We start from the raw sequence: 19,725 nt of genomic DNA, 5'->3' as shown, positions 1-19,725 counted from the left end.
AATAGTTGATCTTTTTATATTTATTTAACGTTGTTAAAATGAAGTGGTAAATTTTTTATTATGCATCATATTCGAAAAATTGTTGGTTATTATTACTAAATTTTAAGAGAATTCAATTAACACTAAAACGATCATTCATTTGCTAGAAAAAATCATCACGCTCGAAGACGTCTCTATGGTCGATTTTTTGGGCATTCACAATTCGAATATTAAAGAAGTATCCGCGGCTTTTCCTAAAAGCAAAATTATTTCCCGTGGAAATGAAATCCGTATTCAGGGTACAGCGCCTGAAATTATGCGTATCACTGATATACTTGATTCGCTGGTTGCTCATTACCAGAAATATGGAAAAATTACCAATGAAAATGTTAAAGTTTATCTGAACGGTATTTCCAGACCAGCCGTCCATCACGCAGAAGATGATGCCGATGTTATCATTTATGGAAATAAAGGTCTGGTTGTCAAAGCAAAAACGCAAAATCAGAAATTATTGGTTGAGGCAGCTGCAAAATTTGACCTGGTCTATGCAGTAGGGCCGGCGGGAACAGGGAAGACATACACGGCGGTGGCGATTGCGGTTCGTGCTTTGAAAAATAAAGAGGTTAAGAAAATTATCATCACGCGTCCGGCGGTTGAGGCAGGGGAGAATTTAGGGTTTTTACCGGGCGATCTGAAAGAAAAAATAGATCCATATTTAAGACCAATTTATGATGCGCTGGACGATATGATCGCTCCGGAAAAGCTGAAATTATATCTGGAAAACAGGACGATCGAGATCGCGCCGCTCGCTTATATGAGAGGCCGGACACTGAACAATGCGTTTATTTTGCTTGATGAGGCACAGAACACCACGCCTATGCAAATGAAAATGTTTTTGACAAGGATGGGTCCAAGTTCCAAGGCAATTATTACGGGAGATAAATCGCAGATTGACCTTCCCAAAAACCTGAAATCGGGTCTGATAGATTCGCTGACCCTTTTGAAAGGGATAAAAGGAATCAGTTTCGTTGAGCTTGACGGATCTGATGTTGTGCGCCACCGCTTGGTTAAGGACATTCTGGCTGCATATGAAAAAGCTGAGAGCTAAATTTAACATTCTTATCGGTTTGGGCATTATTGGGTTCTTTTATCCAATGCAAAGCGATGCGCAAACAGCAGATTCTTTATTGATCCGCTGTGTAACTCATGAGCGGGATGTTATCAGAGCGAAGAAAAATCCTGATTATCAGCTTTCTAAAATTAAAACAGAAGAAGCAATTCAGGAATATTTACAAAACAATCGGTCGCGGCTGCGTACAGCTGCGACCGATGAGGTTATCAGAATTCCTGTTGTGGTCCATGTCGTATATGATGGCGCAATGGGTAAAATCGGTGGGGAAAACAATCCGAATATTTCCGACGAGCAAATCCGTAGTCAGATTGCCGTTTTGAACGAGGATTATCGCCGAAAGTCTGGTACCAACGGTTTCAATGCTGACCCTGTTGGCGTGGATGCAGGTATCGAATTTTATCTGGCAGAATATGACGACAATGGAAAAAGCACAACCGGAATTACAAGAACACAATATACAGAACGAAGTCTTTTTAATCCGATTACCGATGACGACCTGCTTGCGAGTATCGTTTACTGGCCGTCGGATAAATATCTGAATATCTGGACTTGCAGGTTCATTGACAGTTATTTAGGCATTTCCCAATTTCCATCCGTGGAGGGTGTTGACGGACTGACAACTAACAATGAACTATACGAAAAGACGGACGGAGTTATCATTGATTTCCGTTATTTTGGCAGGAACAGCGTTACAAACACGAGCAGAATTTATAACCTCGGAAGAACTGCAACACACGAAATCGGCCATTGGCTGGGTTTGATTCATACCTGGGGCGATGCTTTTTGTGGCAATGACTTTTGCGCAGATACTCCGCCTACTGAAGGTTCCAATCAAACGACCGTTTGTACTGATAAATATTCAAACTGTGCTGGTTTCAGGACCCGAAATATGATTGAAAATTACATGGATTACTCTCCGGATTCATGTATGAATATTTTTACTGCCGATCAATTGGCGCGAATGAAGGCGGTTTTAGCTTTGAGCCCACGAAGAATTAAACTGGTTGAATCAGCAAAAATTGGCAGGCTAGATCCTTCTGATAATCTTCTTGTTGATGTTTTTCCAAATCCGGCAAGTACTGAACTTAACGCCATTGTCCGTTTTGCTGACTATCAGAATTTCTCTGTTACTTTATATGATCAGCTGGGAAATCCTCTTCAATATCAGAACTTTACAGATGTTTGGAGTCGGAAAATTTTTGTCGATGTAAATAAATTTCAGACTGGATTATACTATTTAAAAGTGACCACAGACAAAGAAACCGTCACAAAGAGGATCGTAATTAAATGACAGTGCAGTATGCTGCCACGTGTTCCTTTTGTAAGTTTTGTGCTGTTTTTTATTCTCGGAATTTTAGCAGGAGATGGTTTGATTTCTCCGGACTTTCTTGATATTCTTTCAATTACTTATTTTGAAACGGCTGTAATACTGTTGATTGCGGCCGTTTCTTTTTGGTTTTATCAAAAGAGAAAGTACCCGGCTTACGCAATAAGCTTCTTGCTGTTTCTATCATTTTCCGGGATGTTGTGTATTGGTTTACATCAAATTGATCTAAAACAGGATGTAGAAAAACTGACTGAAAATAAATACGACTATTACGAAGCCGTGGTAATGTCGCTATCCGAAAAGCGAGCTAAATCTTTACGTGTTGACGTTTTAATAGAACGCATCAATATCAATAAAAAATGGTTCAGAGTGGATGTGAAGGCTCTTTTGAGTATTCCGCTAACTTCCGCACAGGTACCTGCTGCTCATGACATTTTAATTGTTAAAGGAAACCCGGAGTTACCAAATCCTCCCATGAATCCTCACGAATTTGACTACAAGCGATATTTGTGGAACAAAGGAATTGTCTGGACTGATTATTTGCCGGAAGGTTCTTATCAGATTATAAGAAATAACGACATATCTGGAAATGTTAAACTTTGGAGTATTCAGGTGTCGGAGTGGGCAGACAAGCAATTAAGGACAAATCTCAAAGATGAAAAGTCATACGGATTGGTAAAAGCAATGCTCCTTGGCCGCCGCGACGATCTTCGTTCGGATCAGATTGACGACTATACAACTTCCGGCACAGTCCATATTTTATCGGTTTCCGGGATGCACGTGGCGATAATATTTTTGGTTATCACGTTTCTGCTGGGTTGGGTTAAGAGATTAAGAGGAGGGAAATTCGTTTATCTGACGATTGTAATTTCGCTCATGTGCTTTTATGCGCTTGTAACTGGCCTGGCGCCTTCCGTCCTAAGAGCGACATTGATGTGTATCGTTTTCGTTCTGGCAGAGGTTTTCAGCAAAAAGAATAATGGTATTAACACACTTGCAATATCTGCTTTAATTATTCTGCTCATCGATCCGCAGGCATTGTTCGATGTTGGATTCCAGCTATCATATCTGGCTATGACCGGGATTTTTCTGTTCTATAAACCAATTGAAACGATATGGAGTCCTTCGAACAGGGTAACGAAATATTTATGGCAAATAACCGCACTTTCTTTTGCCGCTCAGCTCGCGACATTTCCGGTAAGTCTCTATTATTTTCACCAGTTCCCATTTTATTTCTGGCTTGTAAATCCTTTTGTGATCACATTAACAAATCTGCTTTTACCTGCTGCGCTTCTCCTGCTCTTAACATGTCTCTTGCCATTTGCAGCTTTAAATTTAATGATCGGGCATATCGTAGATTTTCTATCTTATCTGACTAATTTCTCTGTTACTGTTCCCAAGGTATTGCCTGGCTATCTGATAGAAAACTTATATCTGGATAAGGTGGAAGTCCTGGTATTGTATGCTGTCTTGTTTATGTTTTGGCATGCGTATGATTCCCGTGAATTTTACAAAATTAAATATGCAGTGCTTTTAGTTTTCGGTTTTATCCTCTATTCGTCTTCCATGAGCATTCAGCAATATGTCACACCAAAAGGAATGATTCATGCGGTTCCCAAACATACTGTGATGAGCTTCAAGGATGGTAATAAAATGTATTTTGCTTCTGATAAAGCATTTGAAATGGATACCAATGCTTTTAAATTTTATATTAAAAACTATGCTGTCAGTGAAGGAGTTACGGAAACTAATTTTGTAAACAATTCTCCGGTAGAACAGGTTGGCGACCTGTACAAGAGGAAGCTGGCTTTGGGTAATTTATTTTACTGGCACGGAAAATTAATTTACAGTGGCCTCTATATTCCTACCAAAGCTGCTTTGGATTACGCCATAATCTCCTCACCACGTTATCCCGGAATAAAAAGAATTCAAGCCAATAAAAACACCGTTTTCCTGTTGAGCGGAGAAAATAAAAGAAAGACACAGCAACGATGGATAGATCTGATTGCACAGGAGAATTGTCAGATGCATAATCTGCTGACTGATGGAGCAATTTTATTGCCTTGAATAAATATCCAGAATTTCTTTCGAAATTTTTCGATCCCATGCTGCCTGTTCTCCGGCATTTAATCCGTGGCCGGTTGCATTATCATAAGCCTCCTGTTCGACATTCATTTCACGGAATGCTTCCAGAAACTGGTATTGAATTTCGCTGTCGTAATCTTCTATGGTCAGTTCTGCTGCTTCCAGTCGTTTTTTAAAGCGTTCTACTACAATTCGTGTGATGTCAAAATGAAGCTGTTCATGACGCAATGTACCTGCGTTTTTTGCTTCTGCCAGTCCCCACGACATACTCTTAACCATGAAAGTCTTCAGATCAAGCTGTAAAACGATATCGTTATCTTTTGGATAGGAGTGCCCCTCATAGGAAAAACTGGTAAAAACAGCAGCTGCATAACGGCTTCCCGGTCTGCTTTTCTGGCCCTGGAAATCACTCCATACCAAAGGGCGTCGAATACTGTAAAAAACGGTATCAGACTTATCCGTTGATGTTATTTCATTGAAAATAAGTTTCAGATTTTTGGCCAGAGCCGCATTTTTTCCGGTATTGGAAACCTGCCATTTCTGAAAATGCATTAATGCGGGATCCAGCAGTTGTTTGACAAGCTTAGGATAATCAAAACCTTTTTCCGGGCGCGTATATACGGCGGAAGTCTGATAATTTGTAAGCTCGACCGGCACCATATTGCGATAATATCTGAAAGTTACTTCCAGTTTAATGTCTCCCGTTACCTTATTGGGGCCTGCACGTTTTTCGTTGATCTGGAAATCGTTTACGGAAATGTATAGCGGTAAATAATCATTGTTTCTTTTTGGCGCCGTATAAGACCAATACGACATAAGTTCTTTTTCTACCGAATTGGCGAGAGAAACAGGTTTTTCTTTTCCAAAAACAATTATTTTACCGATACCCGCACCCTTAATTTTTCGCTTATCTTCGACATTCTGGACAAAAAATTTGTTTGCTTTCATAACAGAGGAAGCATCTTTGGGGAGCAAAATAATTTCAGGTTCATTTTGAGCAAATGAAACGATTGCTGATGAAATAAAAAGGATCATCGGCAAGATACTTTTAAGCTTAATTGCCAATCTATATTGAATCCAATTCATGCTTTATCTAAGTTTGCAGGTAATTTTAAGTTTAAGAATCGAATGAGTTTAGACATAACGAAAATCAGGCCTGAATTTGATGATATATTTATGGAGCTTGCTAAAAATTTAGCGAAACGCTCTCATTGTATAAAAGCTCAGGTTGGTGCCGTCCTTACAAAAGATACGCGGATTATTTCAATTGGCTATAATGGACCACCGGCCGGAACACATAACTGTGACGAAGAATTTCCGGAAACAGGCTGTCCGAGGGATGCCAAAGGAAGTTGCTCACTTGCACTTCATGCAGAACAAAATGCAATTCTTTTCGCTGTTAAGAATGGCTCAAATATTGAAGGTGCAACGCTTTTCGTCACGCTGGCACCCTGTATTGCATGCGCAAGAGTAATTTATACAATGAAAATTAGCAAGGTTATCTTTTTGCATTCGTACGCAGCCTATAAAGGAATCGCAAAAGAAGAAGGTGTGGAGTTTTTAAGAACTTTCGGAGTGGAGGTGGAGCAATACGTGAGTAATGGTTAATTATTAAGGATTAAACGTTGGTGATTAATTGTTAATGGATCACCAACACTAGCTATTAGCAATTAACCATAATTATGGACATAGTTTTCACGGCTAATATGTTTTTTAAACTTTCGAAATTTAAGTGGAGAAATATGAAACGTAATGGTTAATTATTTACAATTAACTGTTAATGAATCACCAACATTAACCATTAATAATTAACCATTAACAATTATCAATGGTGATGTCCACCTTCTCCATGCACGTGTCCATGACTGATTTCTTCGTCAGTAGCAGGGCGGATTGAAAGAATTGAACCTTCAAAATGCATTTCCTTTCCTGCCAACGGATGATTGAAATTCATGACCACCACGTCATCTTTAACTTCAACTACCTGTCCGTGCATGCGTTCTCCGTCTTCGTTGGTCATTGGAACAATATTTCCAATTTCTAAAAGTTCTTCCTGGTCAATATCATCCGCCTGGAAAACAGCTTTTGGCAATTCAACGATTGCTTCCGGATCAAATTCTCCGTAACCTTCCTCTGGTGCCACCGTGAAATCGAACGTATCACCAGCAGAAAGTCCTTCAATTTTACCTTCAAAGCCTTCCGGAAGTCCACTGATGCCTTGGATAAAATACATCGGATCTTCTTCCGTTACTACTTCTACGATATCCATTTCACCGTCATTGTCCGGAATTCTAAGACTATATATGAGTGCTACAACATTATTCTTTTCGACTTTCATTTGCTTGTTTGTTTAAAATATTGGTTGTTGTAAAATAATTGTTCCATGGTTAAATAGGAAAAACAAACGTACGGGAATTTTGCCAAAATGTCTTTTTTTATGAATTTTTTAGCACACTTATTGCTTTCCGGAGCGAATGAAGAGGTTATTTTAGGAAATTATGTCGGGGATTCTATCAAAGGCAGGTTGTCGGGCGATAAAATTGCCGGGCTTGACGCTGATTATCTGCTTGGTCTTAAATTACATCGCCACATTGACATGTACACCGACCAGCACCCTACGGTCAGAGAAGCAAAAAGAATGGCTGCAAAAGTTTTGGGGAAAACCGCAGGAATCGCCACAGATATTTATTTCGATTATTTTTTAGCCAAATATTTTAACCAATTTTGCGATGAATCTCTGAAATCGTTCAGTGATCGTATGTATCATATCATTGTCAAAAACGACAGGCTGATTCCGGATCATATGAAATCGATGGTAAGAACGATGATTCGTCAGGACTGGTTAAATACTTACGAAACCCTGGAAGGAATAAAACTTACATTCAGCCGGTTGTCCGGACGCGCCGATTTTCTGGATGTATTGGTATTTGCGGAAGCAGATCTGGCAATAAATGAAGCGTTTTATCACGAAAAATTCAATATATTTTTTCCTCAGTTGCAGGCAGAAGCAGCACAGTTTATTAAGGAAAATTAGGGTCCGGAATATTAATACTGATTACATTATTTTAAATTTTAGCTTTTAAAAATGGCTCAAACGCCTGATATAATTCTTAAAGAAATTAAAGCCAAAAAGTTCAAGCCCGTTTATTTTCTTTACGGGGATGAGCCTTTTTATATTGATGCAATCTCCGATGCACTGGAAGCGCGGGTAGTATCCGAGTCTGAAAAAGGGTTTAACCAGTTTGTTTTGTATGGGAAAGACACGGACGTAGCCGGGGTTATTGGCTATGCCCGAAGATATCCGTTTATGTCTGAGCGACAGCTCATTATTGTTAAGGATGCCAACAAACTTGGCGGCATAGATCAGAAGGATTACCAGGCCAGACTTGAAGACTATGCACTGAATCCATTGCATAGCACCGTTTTAGTCTTATGTTTTCATGCCAATGCAGACGAGCGCAAAACTTTCGTGAAGGCGTTTAATACGCACGGATATGTGGTGCAGTCCAAAAAGATGTATGACAATAAACTACCGGACTGGGTTGCATCTTATTGTCAGGGTGAAGGCGTAAAAATTAGCCCGAAAGCCGTGCAAATGATGGTGGACAATATTGGTAACGACCTAAAAAGACTGACCAACGAGATCCGTAAAATTATGGTCAATCTACGCGTTGATCAGGGAATTGATGCCGAAGTTGTGGAGCGCTTTGTAGGTATCAGTAAGGAATATAACGTTTTTGAATTTCAAAAAGCTTTGCTGATGCGGGATGTTATCAAGGCAAACCGGATTGCCTCACATTTCTCTGCAAATCCGAAAGATAATCCGCTTGCGCCAATTTTGATTATTCTCTTTGGTTTTTTCTCCAAGGTGCTGCTGGTACACGCCAGTCCGGATAAATCTGAAAAGGGTTTGGCAACCGCGTTGAGTGTAAATCCCTTTTTTGTTAAAGATTATTCGCTGGCAGCAAGAAATTACCCATTGCCAAAAGTAGCTCATATCATACATTACCTGCGCGAATGTGACGCACGAATGAAAGGACTCGATGGTGTAAGCACACCAGAAGGAGAATTGTTAAAAGAGCTTGTCTTTAAGATCGTTCATTGATAATATTGTATCTTTATATCAAAGATAGATAATCTAACAGCGTTAAATAATGTTATTGCAACTCATATGAGCAGATATAGAAACATGAGAAGTGATGAAGTTATATTATCTTCGGGATAAGCTGATAGACAGATTTAGCTCAATGCATCATGAAATATGATTCCTAATGTATAGCGGTTTCCTTCAAGAATCTCACTTACACCGTGTTTCATATTCGCCCGGTAATATCCTTTACTACCTTTCACAGGGCGGAAGTTTGTCGTGAAAATAAGAATATCTCCTTTTTTTGGTTTTAAGACAATTGCTTTTGACTGTGCTCTTGGTGTTTGCTGAACAAGTACAAATTCTCCGCCACTGTAATCAATTCCAGGTTCGTTTAGAAAGATAACCAGTTGCATCGGAAAGAATATTTCTCCATACAAATCCTGGTGTAAAGTATTAAAACCTCCTTTACCATATTTCAGAATTAAAACCGTCGGTTTTGTCTGGTTGTTATCGTGACATTGTTGTTGAAGTTCTTCAAATGAATCCGGGAAAATTTTATTGATATTTAATACCTGCATCCACTTGTTGGCGATCGCAGCGAGTTTTGGATAAATACCTTCACGGATGCTTTGAATCAGCTCAGGAAGCGGGTATTGAAAATATTTATATTCTCCCAAACCGAAACGACAACGTTCCATGACAATTGTTTTCCGGTAAAAAGCTGACTTGCCGTAGTTACTGACTAATTCATTACAGTTATCGTCATCTACCATTTTTGGAAGCAAACAATAACCCCTTTGGTGTATGCTTTCAGTGACAATATTCCAGTCAATCAATTCTAAATTTTTATAATAAGCCATTTTGAGAATTTAATTTTTGATAAGACAAAAATATTAAACCCCAAAAAGCTGCAAAACCTGAATCTTGCTCAGTTAAAGCAAAATTCAGGTTTTTTAAACTACCAATATTCAGGTTTTAAGATTGAAGCACATGCGAGTCTTTTCGCTCCCCGATCTGCTGCCGCCACATGGCATAATAAAGGCCTTTTTCTTCAAGCAGCGCGTTATGACTGCCGGTTTCTATAATATTTCCTTTTTCAAGAACATAAATTCTGTCAGCATACATAATCGTTGAAAGCCTGTGCGCGATCATGACCGTGATGTGCTGGCGTTGGCTGGTGATACTTCTGATGGTTGTTGATATTTCTTCCTCTGTCAGGGAATCCAAAGCCGAAGTTGCTTCATCAAATATCATCAAATGAGGATTTCTCAGCAACGCTCTTGCAATCGATAATCGCTGACGTTCTCCGCCAGATAATTTTAGTCCCCCTTCACCGATAACCGTGTCGATACCATGTTCGGCACGTAATAAAAGATTGTAACAGGCAGCCTTTTTCAAAACTTCTGTGATCAGTTCATCTGTCGCGGAAGGATTTACAAAGAGCAGATTTTCTTTGATTGTTCCCGAGAATAATTGCGTATCCTGGGTCACAAAACCGATCTGATGTCTCAATTCATCAAAGTCTATACTATCGTCGCTGTGGTTATTATAATAAATATGGCCGTTGTTGGGATGGTATAAACCTACGAGCAATTTAACCAGCGTAGTTTTCCCTGAACCTGACGGGCCCACAAAGGCGATTGTTTCTCCAAGTTTTACTTCAAAAGAAATCTCGTCAAGTGCAGGTTTTCTGGCTGTCTGATGCTGGAAGTGAACATTTTCAAAACGGAGCGATTCAACGGCGTCAATTTTTTCGGGATGTTCCGGTTTGCGTTCGATAGGGCGGCTTAGTAATTTTTCAAGATTGATAAGTGATGCTTCTGCTTCACGGTAAGATAAAATTACGTTTCCCAGTTCCTGTAACGGTGTGAAAATGAAGAAAGAATAAAACTGCATCATCATCATTTGTCCCACCGTGATTCTTTCATGAAATACAAAATATAACAGGGAGAACATAATGCACTGTTGCAGGAAGTTCACGAATGTTCCCTGGATAAAGCTGATTGATCGAATACTTTTTACCTTTTTTAATTCCAGTTTAAGAATTTTAAAGGTTGTCGTATTCAGGCGGCGGATTTCCTGTTGTGTTAAACCCAGACTTTTTACAAGCTCTATATTCCGTAAAGATTCCGTCGTTGAACCAGCCAGAGCAGTCGTTTCCTTGACAATATTTTTTTGTACCTCTTTTATTTTTCTGCTTAAAATGCTGGTTAATAAAGCCAGTACTACTGAACCAATTAAATAAATAACCGGCAGCATCGGACTGAGTTTGAAAGCAATAATGGTAACGAAAACGATACCTACCAGAGTAGCGAAAAGTACATTAACGAAGTTTGTGATAAATTTTTCGCAATCTGCGCGCACCTTTTGAAGCACAGATAATGTTTCTCCGCTTCTTTGGTCCTCAAAATCCTGATAGGGCAGTCTTAAAGCATGACGAAGGCCATCAGTATATAAGTCGGCCCCGAATTTCTGGATTACAACGTTCACTACATAATCCTGGAAAGCTTTGGCTATACGTGAAACCATAGCGGCACCAATGATCATTAGCAAACCCATGGTAATGCCTTTGAAAAATTCATCGCTCAGACCTTTGTCACGAAAATATTGTGCTTTATTGGCAAACGGGTCTATCAGGACATTACCCAAAATATAGGGGTTCAGTAAAGAAAATACCTGGTTAATTGCAGCGAGTAACAGAGCGAGAAGGATAAGCCCTTTGTATCGGCTTAAATATTTTAGTAATAATTTCATTTGTCCTGGTTTGCAGAATATAGGCTGGTATAATGATCAAACTGAAAAGTTTTGCATTTAATTCTGCTAGAACAAAAAACAGGCCTAATTTAGATGCTGCCTAAGCTGTTGTGTTATCATTGAAAAGTTATTTATGGATTCTAATATTAATAATTAGCCGGAAATAACAAAAAATATGCTGCCGGCAGGCAGCATATTATGATCATTTCTTAACATTTACAACAAACCACCAGCAACCGTAATTCTTTCACCAGTTACCCAGCTGGCATCGTCAGAAGCAAGAAAAACTGCCACTTTTGCAATATCCTCCGGCTGTCCTACGCGGCCTAAGGGAGTCATAGCAACCATCTCTTTTTCAAGATCACCGCCAATGATACCGGCTGTATGATTTCCTTCTGTATCAGTAACTCCCGGCGCGATTGTATTGATCCGGATATTTTTCGGCCCCAATTCTTTTGATAACACTTTTGTGAAGGTGTCAACAGCAGCTTTTGCCGCGCAGTATACAATCAGGCCAGCCATCGGATTAGTACTCACAGTGGAGCTAATATTGATGATACTACCTCCACGCTCACCAAACATTGCAACTGTGTTTTGTGAGCATAACAAATTGCCCAGCACGTGGGTATTAAACTGACGGTGATAACTGTCTTCTGTAACTGCCGCCAATGGCTCAAATGCGAAGACACCAGCATTATTGACCAAAATATCCAGTTGGCCATAAATTTCTTTTGTTTGATCAAAGAGCTTTTTTACATCGGCAGATATAGTCACATCGCCCTGAATGGCAACGGCTACACCACCATTATTTGTAATCTCGTTAACCACTTTATCTGCTCCCTCTTTACTTGTTGCATAATTGACAACTACTTTGGCACCTGCTTTGGCAAATGCTTTTGCTATTCCAGCGCCAATTCCTTTTGACGCACCGGTAACCACAGCTACTTTATTTTTTAATTTCAAGTCCATTTTTTATTTGATTAATGAACTGCAATACTAGATTGTTTCCATACTTTTGACAAGTATGTACTTTTTTGTATCTTACATACTAAAAAGTGTGTAATGATGAGTATCAATATCTTATAATTAAATAAAAATGAAAAATAAAGCAGAAATTCCGGAGTGTATACAGAAATGCGGTGTCGAGTACGCTTTCAAACGAATAGGAGGGAAATATAAAGGACGGATTTTATGGCATCTGAGCTTAAAATCGGTGTTACGTTACGGCGAATTAAGCAGGACTTTACCTGACATTACCACAAAGATGCTTACCCAGACTTTACGGGAATTGGAAGACGATAATCTGATCATCCGAAAAATGTATCACGAAGTACCGCCCAAGGTTGAATATTCGCTAAGTGGCACGGGGCAGGAGTTGATACCTTTTATAGAGCATTTACACAATTGGGGTAAGAAACAGTTGGCAAATGAAGAATTGATCATTTAGAACAAAGCGATCAGGCTTTCTTCTTATCAATGTTCATAAAAATATTAACGCATGCAAGAGACAAAGGGATTATTGGACAAGATCAAACACCACGACAAATTGTTGATGACGGTGAATGAAAACTGTAAAATTAATTTGCCGGATGAGGTACTGGAAAAACTTTTAAAACCACATAAGCTGGACCATTATTGTTTTATTTTTTTAGATCAGGGTTTGGAAACTTATAAAATTGATGCTGAGGAAATTACAATTTCTGATAGCCAGTTGGTTTTTGGCTCACCAAATCAGATATTTCTAAATCCAAGTCAAAAAAGTCACAGCTTAAATTATAAAGCTGCCTTTGATGAAAACGTGTTGGCACTGCTTCCAAACTCATTTCCGTTTCTGCTTAATCCGTTAAATACCAATACGATCACTTTTGATACGGATGCAAAAGAGCGTGTTAAGTCGGTTTTTTCCAACTTGTTTCAGTTGCTGCATGTTTCAGGAAAACCCAAAAACACAGACATTATTCTGGCACATTTGAATACATTGCTGACTGAATTCAACAGCGCTTACTTTGAGCAGAGCAAACAGCATAATATTTTCAATCCAAAGTTATCCAAGTATATAGCTTTCAAACTTGCAGTGGAAACGCATCTGACCGAGCAGCATGATGTACACACAATTGCCGAAAAACTGGCAATGACACCGAGCAGCCTTTATGGTGTTGTCAAAAGTTTTTCTGGCGTTTCGCCAAAGGAATGGATGACAAACCGGCTTATGCTGGAAGCTCAGCGGAAGTTGCAATATTCTTCACTTTCGGTAAAAGAACTGGCTTACGAACTTGGTTTCAATGACCCTGATTATTTTTCAAGGTTATTTAAAAAGAGTACCGGCAAAAGTGTTAGCGCATTTTTGGCTGATCATCACGATTTGTCCAGTAACTAAAATGATTTGTCCAACTCCGGTATTTTTCTTGCTGCTACTTTTGCGAATATCATTTTAACCATCAATCAAATGAAAACAGCATTAGTAACAGGGGCAAATAAGGGTATAGGTTTGGAAGTAGTAAGACAACTGGCACAAAACGGATTTTTTGTCTATTTGGCTAGCCGGAGTCTTGAAAATGGTACAAAGGCTGTGGAGAAGCTGAAAGCAGACGGATTAGAAAATATAGAAGCTGTCAGGCTTGACGTAACAGATACTGATTCCGTTAAATCTGCCAGAATTCAAATCGGAGAAAAAATGGATGTTCTGGATGTTTTGGTTAATAATGCGGGAATTTCGGGAGGATTTCCGCAATCTGCGCTGAGTGCGACAATTGATCAGTTTAAAACAGTTTATGAAACCAATGTTTTTGGCGTGATCAGCGTTACACAAGCTTTTATTGATCTTTTGAAAAAATCAGCTGAACCGCGTATTGTTAATGTAAGCACAGCCATGGCCTCTCTTTCTTTGGCTGCGGATCCTTCCGTTCCTGGTTACGACAATAAAATGGCGGTATACCAATCCAGTAAATCTGCACTAAATATGTATACCATCAATCTGGCTTATGAACTTCGTGATTCGGCTTTCAAAGTTAATGCAGTCTGCCCGGGATGGACAAAAACCGATTTTACCAATGATCAGGGCACAAGTACAGTGGAAGAGGCGGGGAAACGTATAGCTAAATATGCGCTGATTGATCAGAGTGGGCCAACCGGAAAGTTTTTTAGTGAAGAATATTTTCCTGAGCCTGAAAATTGTCCATGGTAATAGCTGGACTTAAATGACAGTTTAGTTTATATAAGAAACGGGCTTTACAGGCCCGTTTCTTATATAGTTTTTAAAAACCTTCTTTGTTTCTTTTTCGAATTGCTTCATCAGTTCTTGGAATAAAACTTTCCCTTACATTTGATTCAGCCCCGGCTTGAACTTCTTCAATAAAAGGACGCAAACTTTGGTTATAATCCTGGAATGCCAATTCAAAATTGCCGCTATGTTTTTCCAGTGCATCTGCTAACGTTGTGGCCCCAATCACCGACAATGATGCACCCATTCCGGCAGCCGGCGAAGCACAATAACCTGCATCGCCAACCAAGGCCACTCTGCCTTTTGTCCACGACGGCATTTTTATTTGACAAAATTTATCAAAGTAAAAATCATCTGCGTTTTTTATAACTTCCAGTAATGCTTCGGTTCTCCAACTTTGACCGGCAAACTGTTCCAAAATAATTTTTCTTTGCTGCTCTTTATCACGATAGTCATAAGGAATCTCTTTTTCTGAATTGAAACAAAAGATGATATCCGTCTTGTTTTTGTAAGCATTCAGCATAATAGCCTTATCCGGCACATTATACATTTGCATTGTTTTTTGTTTTATTAATAATTGATTCAGGATCGTGAGTGAAAAATACGCCCCAAGATTATGTGTGTATTCAGTTTCGTGGCCAAATGAGATTCTTCTCACAGTAGAATGTAAACCATCGCAGCCCAATACCAGATCGAATGATCTTTTTACGCCATTCTTAAATGTTACCTCGATATCGTCTTTTGTTTCTATTAATGCAGTTATGCTATCGTTGAAAATGAATTCAACATCATTTTTTATCTTATCAAATATAATTCCCACAAACAAGTCTCGTTCAACTTCAATCTCATCGTCAGGAAGTTCTGCTCCTTCATTTGTTAACGAAATTGAACCTTCCGTTATATCCCGGGCATTTTTAAATTCAATAAGTTCTACATTCAACTGATGGGCTTTTAACTCTTCAAAAATTCCCATACGTTTGACGGCCTCTATTGCAGCATCCTTGATGTCAACAGCGCCACCGGCCGTTCGGGGTTCGTTTGCCATTTCAACCACAGTTACTTTATAGCCTAATTTATTCATCCACCATGCGGCTGATAGTCCGGCCATACTTGCACCTGAAATAAGTACTGTTTGTCCGGCAATTTTTTCTTTTAGTGATTCCATTTTCGTACGATTTTTTAACAATGCAAAGGAACGTTGTCTGCATAAGGCGTGAAACAGAAATACAAAGCAGGTATTGGACTAATCGTGGTTTTTGTTCCTGAAAGTCACCGCTGTCATTCCGGTGACCTTCGTGAAAAGCCGTGTGAAGTAAGGATAATCGTCATAACCCAATTCGGTTGCAATTTCTTTTACCGATTTGTTGGAATGAAACAGCAGACGTTTCGCTTCCAGAATAATACGTTCCTGAATGTGGTATGATACAGAATGACCTGTTGTATTTTTCACACATTCGTTGAGGTAAGGCGTAGATATATTGAGGTTCTGTGCGTATTCCGCTGGTTTTTTTATATTGATAAATTCACGCTCCAATAACTCTTTAAACCCCTTTGTAACTGTTTCGAAACGTGAAAGTTTATCACTTGATCCGGATTGATGTAAATATTGAGAAATAATCAGTGCGACTAACGTGTTGCAACTATCTTTCAATAAAAAATGATACAGTTTTTCGTTTTTCCGTTCAGATAATTTCATAGCAAATGATGCTGCCTGGGAAATAACTGAAAATGTTTCTGTGTCCAATAAGATTGGTTTTGCAGGTGAGATGGTTTCCAGTAGTTTGAGATATTCGGGATTCAGATTTTCATTATTGATTGCACAACTGTATACGGTAACATGCTCAAATGCCAGCATACGATGTACCTGATTGGGGTGCATGTAAATGACAGACGAAGGTTGGATATCATATTTTTGAAAATCGATTTCAATGGAAACTATTCCACTTTCAAGCAGGAAGAAGGAGTGGCGGTCATGCCGGTGTGATTGTTCAGCGTCTTCAAGACTGTTTTCTGATACTTTTTCCAAAGCGCGTAAATTAGCAACCGATATTTTTTCAACGGAAATGTCTCCGCCGAAATCATCAGTCATCACATTTACAGGTATGGATTTTGTCTTTTTACGCATTAACCACTTTGATTTTACGTAAAGCTATTAATTAGATTCACTTACTATTACATATGGCGAAAATTCCTGCGACAGTATTATTCAATAATTCAAGGTTAGCAGATTAAAATTGCCTCCACATATCATTTTAACGTCTCAGGTTTAATAGGTATATTTACTAAAATAAAAGATGATTATGACCATAGAAAGAAACGATCAGGATATTGTTATCCGGCTAAATGCTGCTCTTTTCGATATCAACGATGTACAAAAGTTAATTAATCATTTCCATTTTGTCGAGTCCAACGCCCAGAATAGGGGCACAGAAGAAAATGCCGCCAAACTGGCACACGAGGTTGAAACTTCATGGTGGGCCGAGAACAGGCATAAGTTCCTGCCCTAATAAAATAGCTATATGATAACGGTTGTCATTGATACTAACATTCTTTTTAGTGCACTGATCTCCCCCAATAGCAACATTGCAAGACTGCTGACGCACACTTCATTGCCAATCAGGCGTATAACTTGTCATTACACGATGGTGGAGTTATTCAAACATCAGACAAAAATCATCAAAAATTCTAAAAAGAGTTTCGAGCAGATTGTAGATGATTATTATACACTACTCAATTGTCTGGAGCTGCACAATGAATTTCTAATAGAAAAATCTCACTGGCAGGAAGCCGAACGACTTACGATAGGCGTTGATGCCTTTGACATCAGCTATGTAGCTCTGACATTACAAACAGATGGTGTTCTTTGACAGGAGACAGAAAACTAACTACACATTTGCAATCAATGGGCTTTGATCGTGTCATCACAACTGCGGGACTTATTCCGTTGTCAGCTAAATAGAGCGGCCTTTTGAGTTCACTTCATTTATCAATATTCTTTTGTCGCAAATAAAAAAGGCCACTTAAAAGTGGCCTTTTTCGTAGCGGGAAGCAGGATCGAACTGCTGACCTCAGGGTTATGAATTCTATTCATACTGTATTACTATGGTTTACTATGTTTTGATATGATTTTAACTATCTAATTATCAGCATTTTATTAATTTATGGAAGTCATAGTAATACATAAAAAAACACCGTTTGTTTTACTAATGTTTGACTGGAATTACTTATATTTGTTTGACCTAAAAGAAATTATATGGCGACGACAATTAAGGTGGTTATCAGAAACGCCGCAAAAGCTGACGGCACATTTCCCCTTGCGCTGCGGATTACGAAGGATCGTAAATCTTCCTACATTCACATTGGGACAAGTATCAATGAAGAGGATTGGGACGCGGTAGCATGTAAAGTTAAAAAAACTCACCGCAATTCCGTGAGGTTAAACAATTTAATTGCACAGAAATTTGCTGAGGCCAGTGACACTAGTTTAGAGCTACAAGCCAAAAAGAAAGATGTCTCTGCCAAGCTTGTTGCAAAGAAGATCAAACCAAAGAAGGGTGTAACCTTTTTTGCCATTGCAGCTGAGTTTATAGAAAATATGCGAAAGGAGGGGAAATACAATCGTGTCCCAACCGATCAGGCAAGAATAAATAACTTTGAGGCTTTTTTAGGAACGAAGGATATTGATTTTTCTGAAATCACTGTCCCGCTGTTAAATCGTTTCCGGGCACACTTGAAGGGTGATAAGAAACTCAGTGAGCGAACAATTGTTAACCACCTTATACTGATTAGGTCGCTTTACAATCAGGCGATACTTGGCGAATTGGCTGATATCAAAGCCTATCCATTTGGCAGGGGAAAAATACAGATTAAAATTCCAAAGTCTTCTAAAATCGGTTTGACAAAAGAGGAAGTCGAAGCGATTGAAAAACTTAACCTGTCGGTTGAGCCAAAACTTAACCATGCACGAAATGTATTTTTATTCTCATACTACTTTGCAGGGGTACGGGTTTCTGATGTATTGCGGATGAAGTGGACGGATTTTCAAAATGACCGTCTGTTTTATTCCATGGGAAAAAACGATAAGCCCGGCTCTTTAAAAATCCCTGAAAAGGTGAAAGCGATATTGGATCAATACCGGGGCGATGATCCTGTCAACGGCCTTATATTTCCTGAACTGAAGGTGGTTGAGGATATGAGCGACCAATTTACCGTTGAAAGAAAGATTTCCTACGGCGTTAAAAACCTGAATAAGTATTTAAAACTGGTCGCTGAGAAGGCAAAGATCACTAAGCCGATGACAAACCACATCAGCCGTCACACCTTCGGAAACATTTCAGGGGACAAAATCACACCTCAAATGCTTCAAAAGCTGTACCGGCACAGCAGTTTGACCACGACTATATCATACCAAAATAATTTCATTCACAAGACAGCAGATGATGCGTTAGATGCAGTTTTAAATGGATAATTTGATATATTGCTTTCATGGAAACCCAAAACCTCACAGACGAACAATTCTACCGCCTTATTGAGGAGGTTGTTGCTCGTGTGAAGGGTGGCAAGCGAGACAAGTGGATTGATGGCGAAGAAGCAATGAAATACATGCGAATTACCAGCAAAACCACGCTCCAGAAGCTTAGGGACACAGGGGTGATACGCTACACCCAACCTTTGCCAAAGCACATTTTATACGATCTTGACAGCATTGATGCCTATTTAGATAAACACGCTAAAAACCCCTTCTGATGGCTAAAAAAGATTATTTGAAGCATGAGTTCAGTCAAAACAAAAATGAACTTGAACCGGAACACGGGCGAAAACCTTGGCGAGAGCCTAATACTGAACTTGAACCAGACCCGTATCAGATTGAACTTGACAAGATTGAACAAAGGATAAAGGACGCAAAAGCCTTATCCGACAGGGATATTCAGCAAATAGAAAAGTCCCTTGCTCATCAGGATATTCATAAAGATATATCCAGAAGCCAAACTAATAATCTTTCCGAAGAAGCATTGAAGCAGCAAAAATTAACTACCGAACGGGAGGAAAAGAAAAGAGCTTTTATGGCAGCTTTTAAATCAAAAGATAAAAACAGGGATCATGAGCGATGAAAAAGTAGACCCATACTTTGTAAAGTG

21 protein-coding genes are annotated in these 19,725 nt (G+C 39.1%); 14 read left to right on the top strand and 7 right to left on the bottom strand.

Features of this window, described 5'->3' with window-relative positions; translation table 11 throughout:
* Positions 1 to 139 precede the first annotated feature (139 nt).
* Genes LXL81_RS07365 through LXL81_RS07355 form a run of 3 tightly spaced genes read left to right on the top strand, consistent with a single transcriptional unit; the run spans position 140 to position 4,505 of the window.
* Complete coding sequence (locus LXL81_RS07365) at positions 140 to 1,087, top strand: PhoH family protein (protein ID WP_234646082.1); 948 nt, start codon at positions 140 to 142, stop codon at positions 1,085 to 1,087.
* Positions 1,068 to 2,402 (top strand): M43 family zinc metalloprotease, encoded by a 1,335-nt coding sequence (locus LXL81_RS07360; protein ID WP_234646081.1) that lies wholly within the window; start codon positions 1,068 to 1,070, stop codon positions 2,400 to 2,402. Before LXL81_RS07365 ends, LXL81_RS07360 begins: the two co-directional genes overlap by 20 nt.
* Before the next feature lie 9 nt (positions 2,403 to 2,411).
* Entirely contained in the window at positions 2,412 to 4,505 is a 2,094-nt protein-coding gene (locus LXL81_RS07355) for a ComEC/Rec2 family competence protein (protein WP_234646080.1), read from the top strand.
* On the opposite strand, the gene LXL81_RS07350 is transcribed toward LXL81_RS07355, so the two are convergent.
* Positions 4,494 to 5,558, bottom strand: a complete 1,065-nt coding sequence (locus tag LXL81_RS07350) for a hypothetical protein (protein WP_234646079.1) — start codon at positions 5,556 to 5,558, stop codon at positions 4,494 to 4,496. The two genes, LXL81_RS07355 and LXL81_RS07350, sit on opposite strands and share 12 nt — an antisense overlap.
* Positions 5,559 to 5,651: 93 nt before the next feature.
* Between LXL81_RS07350 and LXL81_RS07345 the strand changes: the two genes are divergently transcribed.
* Positions 5,652 to 6,131, top strand: coding sequence for a dCMP deaminase family protein (locus LXL81_RS07345; RefSeq protein WP_234646078.1), 480 nt, complete (start codon positions 5,652 to 5,654; stop codon positions 6,129 to 6,131).
* A gap of 217 nt (positions 6,132 to 6,348) precedes the next feature.
* Here LXL81_RS07345 and LXL81_RS07340 read toward each other — a convergent pair whose 3' ends face one another.
* Positions 6,349 to 6,861 carry a peptidylprolyl isomerase gene (locus tag LXL81_RS07340; RefSeq protein ID WP_234646077.1) on the bottom strand — a complete coding sequence of 171 codons (513 nt, stop codon included), beginning with the start codon at positions 6,859 to 6,861 and terminating at the stop codon, positions 6,349 to 6,351.
* 99 nt (positions 6,862 to 6,960) lie between these two features.
* Here LXL81_RS07340 and LXL81_RS07335 point away from each other — a divergent pair, with 99 nt between their 5' ends.
* On the top strand, positions 6,961 to 7,557 hold the full coding sequence (locus LXL81_RS07335) for an ACP phosphodiesterase (protein WP_234646076.1): 597 nt from the start codon (positions 6,961 to 6,963) through the stop codon (positions 7,555 to 7,557).
* Between the two features lie 51 nt (positions 7,558 to 7,608).
* A complete protein-coding gene (gene holA, locus LXL81_RS07330) occupies positions 7,609 to 8,628 on the top strand; it encodes a DNA polymerase III subunit delta (RefSeq protein ID WP_234646075.1) in 1,020 nt (339 codons plus the stop codon).
* Between the two features lie 134 nt (positions 8,629 to 8,762).
* Here the strand turns inward: holA and LXL81_RS07325 are convergent, their stop codons facing one another.
* From LXL81_RS07325 to LXL81_RS07315, 3 genes are all read right to left on the bottom strand, one after another.
* Positions 8,763 to 9,473 carry a 2OG-Fe(II) oxygenase gene (locus tag LXL81_RS07325; RefSeq protein ID WP_234646074.1) on the bottom strand — a complete coding sequence of 237 codons (711 nt, stop codon included), beginning with the start codon at positions 9,471 to 9,473 and terminating at the stop codon, positions 8,763 to 8,765.
* 115 nt (positions 9,474 to 9,588) lie between these two features.
* Positions 9,589 to 11,367: an ABC transporter ATP-binding protein gene (locus LXL81_RS07320; RefSeq protein ID WP_234646073.1), complete on the bottom strand. Its 1,779-nt coding sequence runs from the start codon at positions 11,365 to 11,367 to the stop codon at positions 9,589 to 9,591.
* Positions 11,368 to 11,583: 216 nt separating this feature from the next.
* Positions 11,584 to 12,336: an SDR family NAD(P)-dependent oxidoreductase gene (locus LXL81_RS07315; RefSeq protein WP_234646072.1), complete on the bottom strand. Its 753-nt coding sequence runs from the start codon at positions 12,334 to 12,336 to the stop codon at positions 11,584 to 11,586.
* A gap of 127 nt (positions 12,337 to 12,463) precedes the next feature.
* Here LXL81_RS07315 and LXL81_RS07310 point away from each other — a divergent pair, with 127 nt between their 5' ends.
* From LXL81_RS07310 to LXL81_RS07300, 3 genes are all read left to right on the top strand, one after another.
* Positions 12,464 to 12,814 carry a helix-turn-helix domain-containing protein gene (locus tag LXL81_RS07310; RefSeq protein ID WP_234646071.1) on the top strand — a complete coding sequence of 117 codons (351 nt, stop codon included), beginning with the start codon at positions 12,464 to 12,466 and terminating at the stop codon, positions 12,812 to 12,814.
* 51 nt (positions 12,815 to 12,865) lie between these two features.
* The gene (locus tag LXL81_RS07305) at positions 12,866 to 13,744 is read left to right on the top strand and encodes an AraC family transcriptional regulator (RefSeq protein ID WP_234646070.1); all 879 of its coding nucleotides are present in this window, start codon (positions 12,866 to 12,868) and stop codon (positions 13,742 to 13,744) included.
* Positions 13,745 to 13,813: 69 nt separating this feature from the next.
* On the top strand, positions 13,814 to 14,551 hold the full coding sequence (locus LXL81_RS07300; RefSeq protein ID WP_234646069.1) for an SDR family oxidoreductase: 738 nt from the start codon (positions 13,814 to 13,816) through the stop codon (positions 14,549 to 14,551).
* A gap of 70 nt (positions 14,552 to 14,621) precedes the next feature.
* On the opposite strand, the gene LXL81_RS07295 is transcribed toward LXL81_RS07300, so the two are convergent.
* Both LXL81_RS07295 and LXL81_RS07290 read right to left on the bottom strand, forming a co-directional pair.
* Positions 14,622 to 15,752: an FAD-dependent monooxygenase gene (locus LXL81_RS07295; RefSeq protein WP_234646068.1), complete on the bottom strand. Its 1,131-nt coding sequence runs from the start codon at positions 15,750 to 15,752 to the stop codon at positions 14,622 to 14,624.
* Between the two features lie 78 nt (positions 15,753 to 15,830).
* Complete coding sequence (locus LXL81_RS07290) at positions 15,831 to 16,712, bottom strand: AraC family transcriptional regulator (RefSeq protein ID WP_234646067.1); 882 nt, start codon at positions 16,710 to 16,712, stop codon at positions 15,831 to 15,833.
* 175 nt (positions 16,713 to 16,887) lie between these two features.
* Between LXL81_RS07290 and LXL81_RS07285 the strand changes: the two genes are divergently transcribed.
* The 5 genes from LXL81_RS07285 to LXL81_RS07265 all read left to right on the top strand — a co-directional run bounded on the left by LXL81_RS07285 (position 16,888) and on the right by LXL81_RS07265 (position 19,698).
* Entirely contained in the window at positions 16,888 to 17,094 is a 207-nt protein-coding gene (locus LXL81_RS07285; RefSeq protein WP_234646066.1) for a hypothetical protein, read from the top strand.
* Between the two features lie 12 nt (positions 17,095 to 17,106).
* Positions 17,107 to 17,454, top strand: a complete 348-nt coding sequence (locus LXL81_RS07280; protein ID WP_234646065.1) for a PIN domain-containing protein — start codon at positions 17,107 to 17,109, stop codon at positions 17,452 to 17,454.
* A gap of 386 nt (positions 17,455 to 17,840) precedes the next feature.
* Positions 17,841 to 19,055 (top strand): site-specific integrase, encoded by a 1,215-nt coding sequence (locus tag LXL81_RS07275; protein ID WP_234646064.1) that lies wholly within the window; start codon positions 17,841 to 17,843, stop codon positions 19,053 to 19,055.
* Between the two features lie 17 nt (positions 19,056 to 19,072).
* Entirely contained in the window at positions 19,073 to 19,333 is a 261-nt protein-coding gene (locus LXL81_RS07270; protein ID WP_234646063.1) for a helix-turn-helix domain-containing protein, read from the top strand.
* Positions 19,333 to 19,698, top strand: coding sequence for a hypothetical protein (locus LXL81_RS07265; protein ID WP_234646062.1), 366 nt, complete (start codon positions 19,333 to 19,335; stop codon positions 19,696 to 19,698). The genes LXL81_RS07270 and LXL81_RS07265 overlap by 1 nt, the downstream gene beginning before the upstream one ends.
* The last annotated feature ends 27 nt before the right edge of the window (positions 19,699 to 19,725 follow it).

The sequence above is a fragment of the Dyadobacter sp. CY356 genome, from assembly GCF_021440195.1.
In the GTDB taxonomy this organism is placed as follows: domain Bacteria; phylum Bacteroidota; class Bacteroidia; order Cytophagales; family Spirosomataceae; genus Dyadobacter.
The sequence above is the reverse complement of the archived record's forward strand: the minus strand, read 5'-3'. Positions and strand labels throughout refer to the sequence as shown.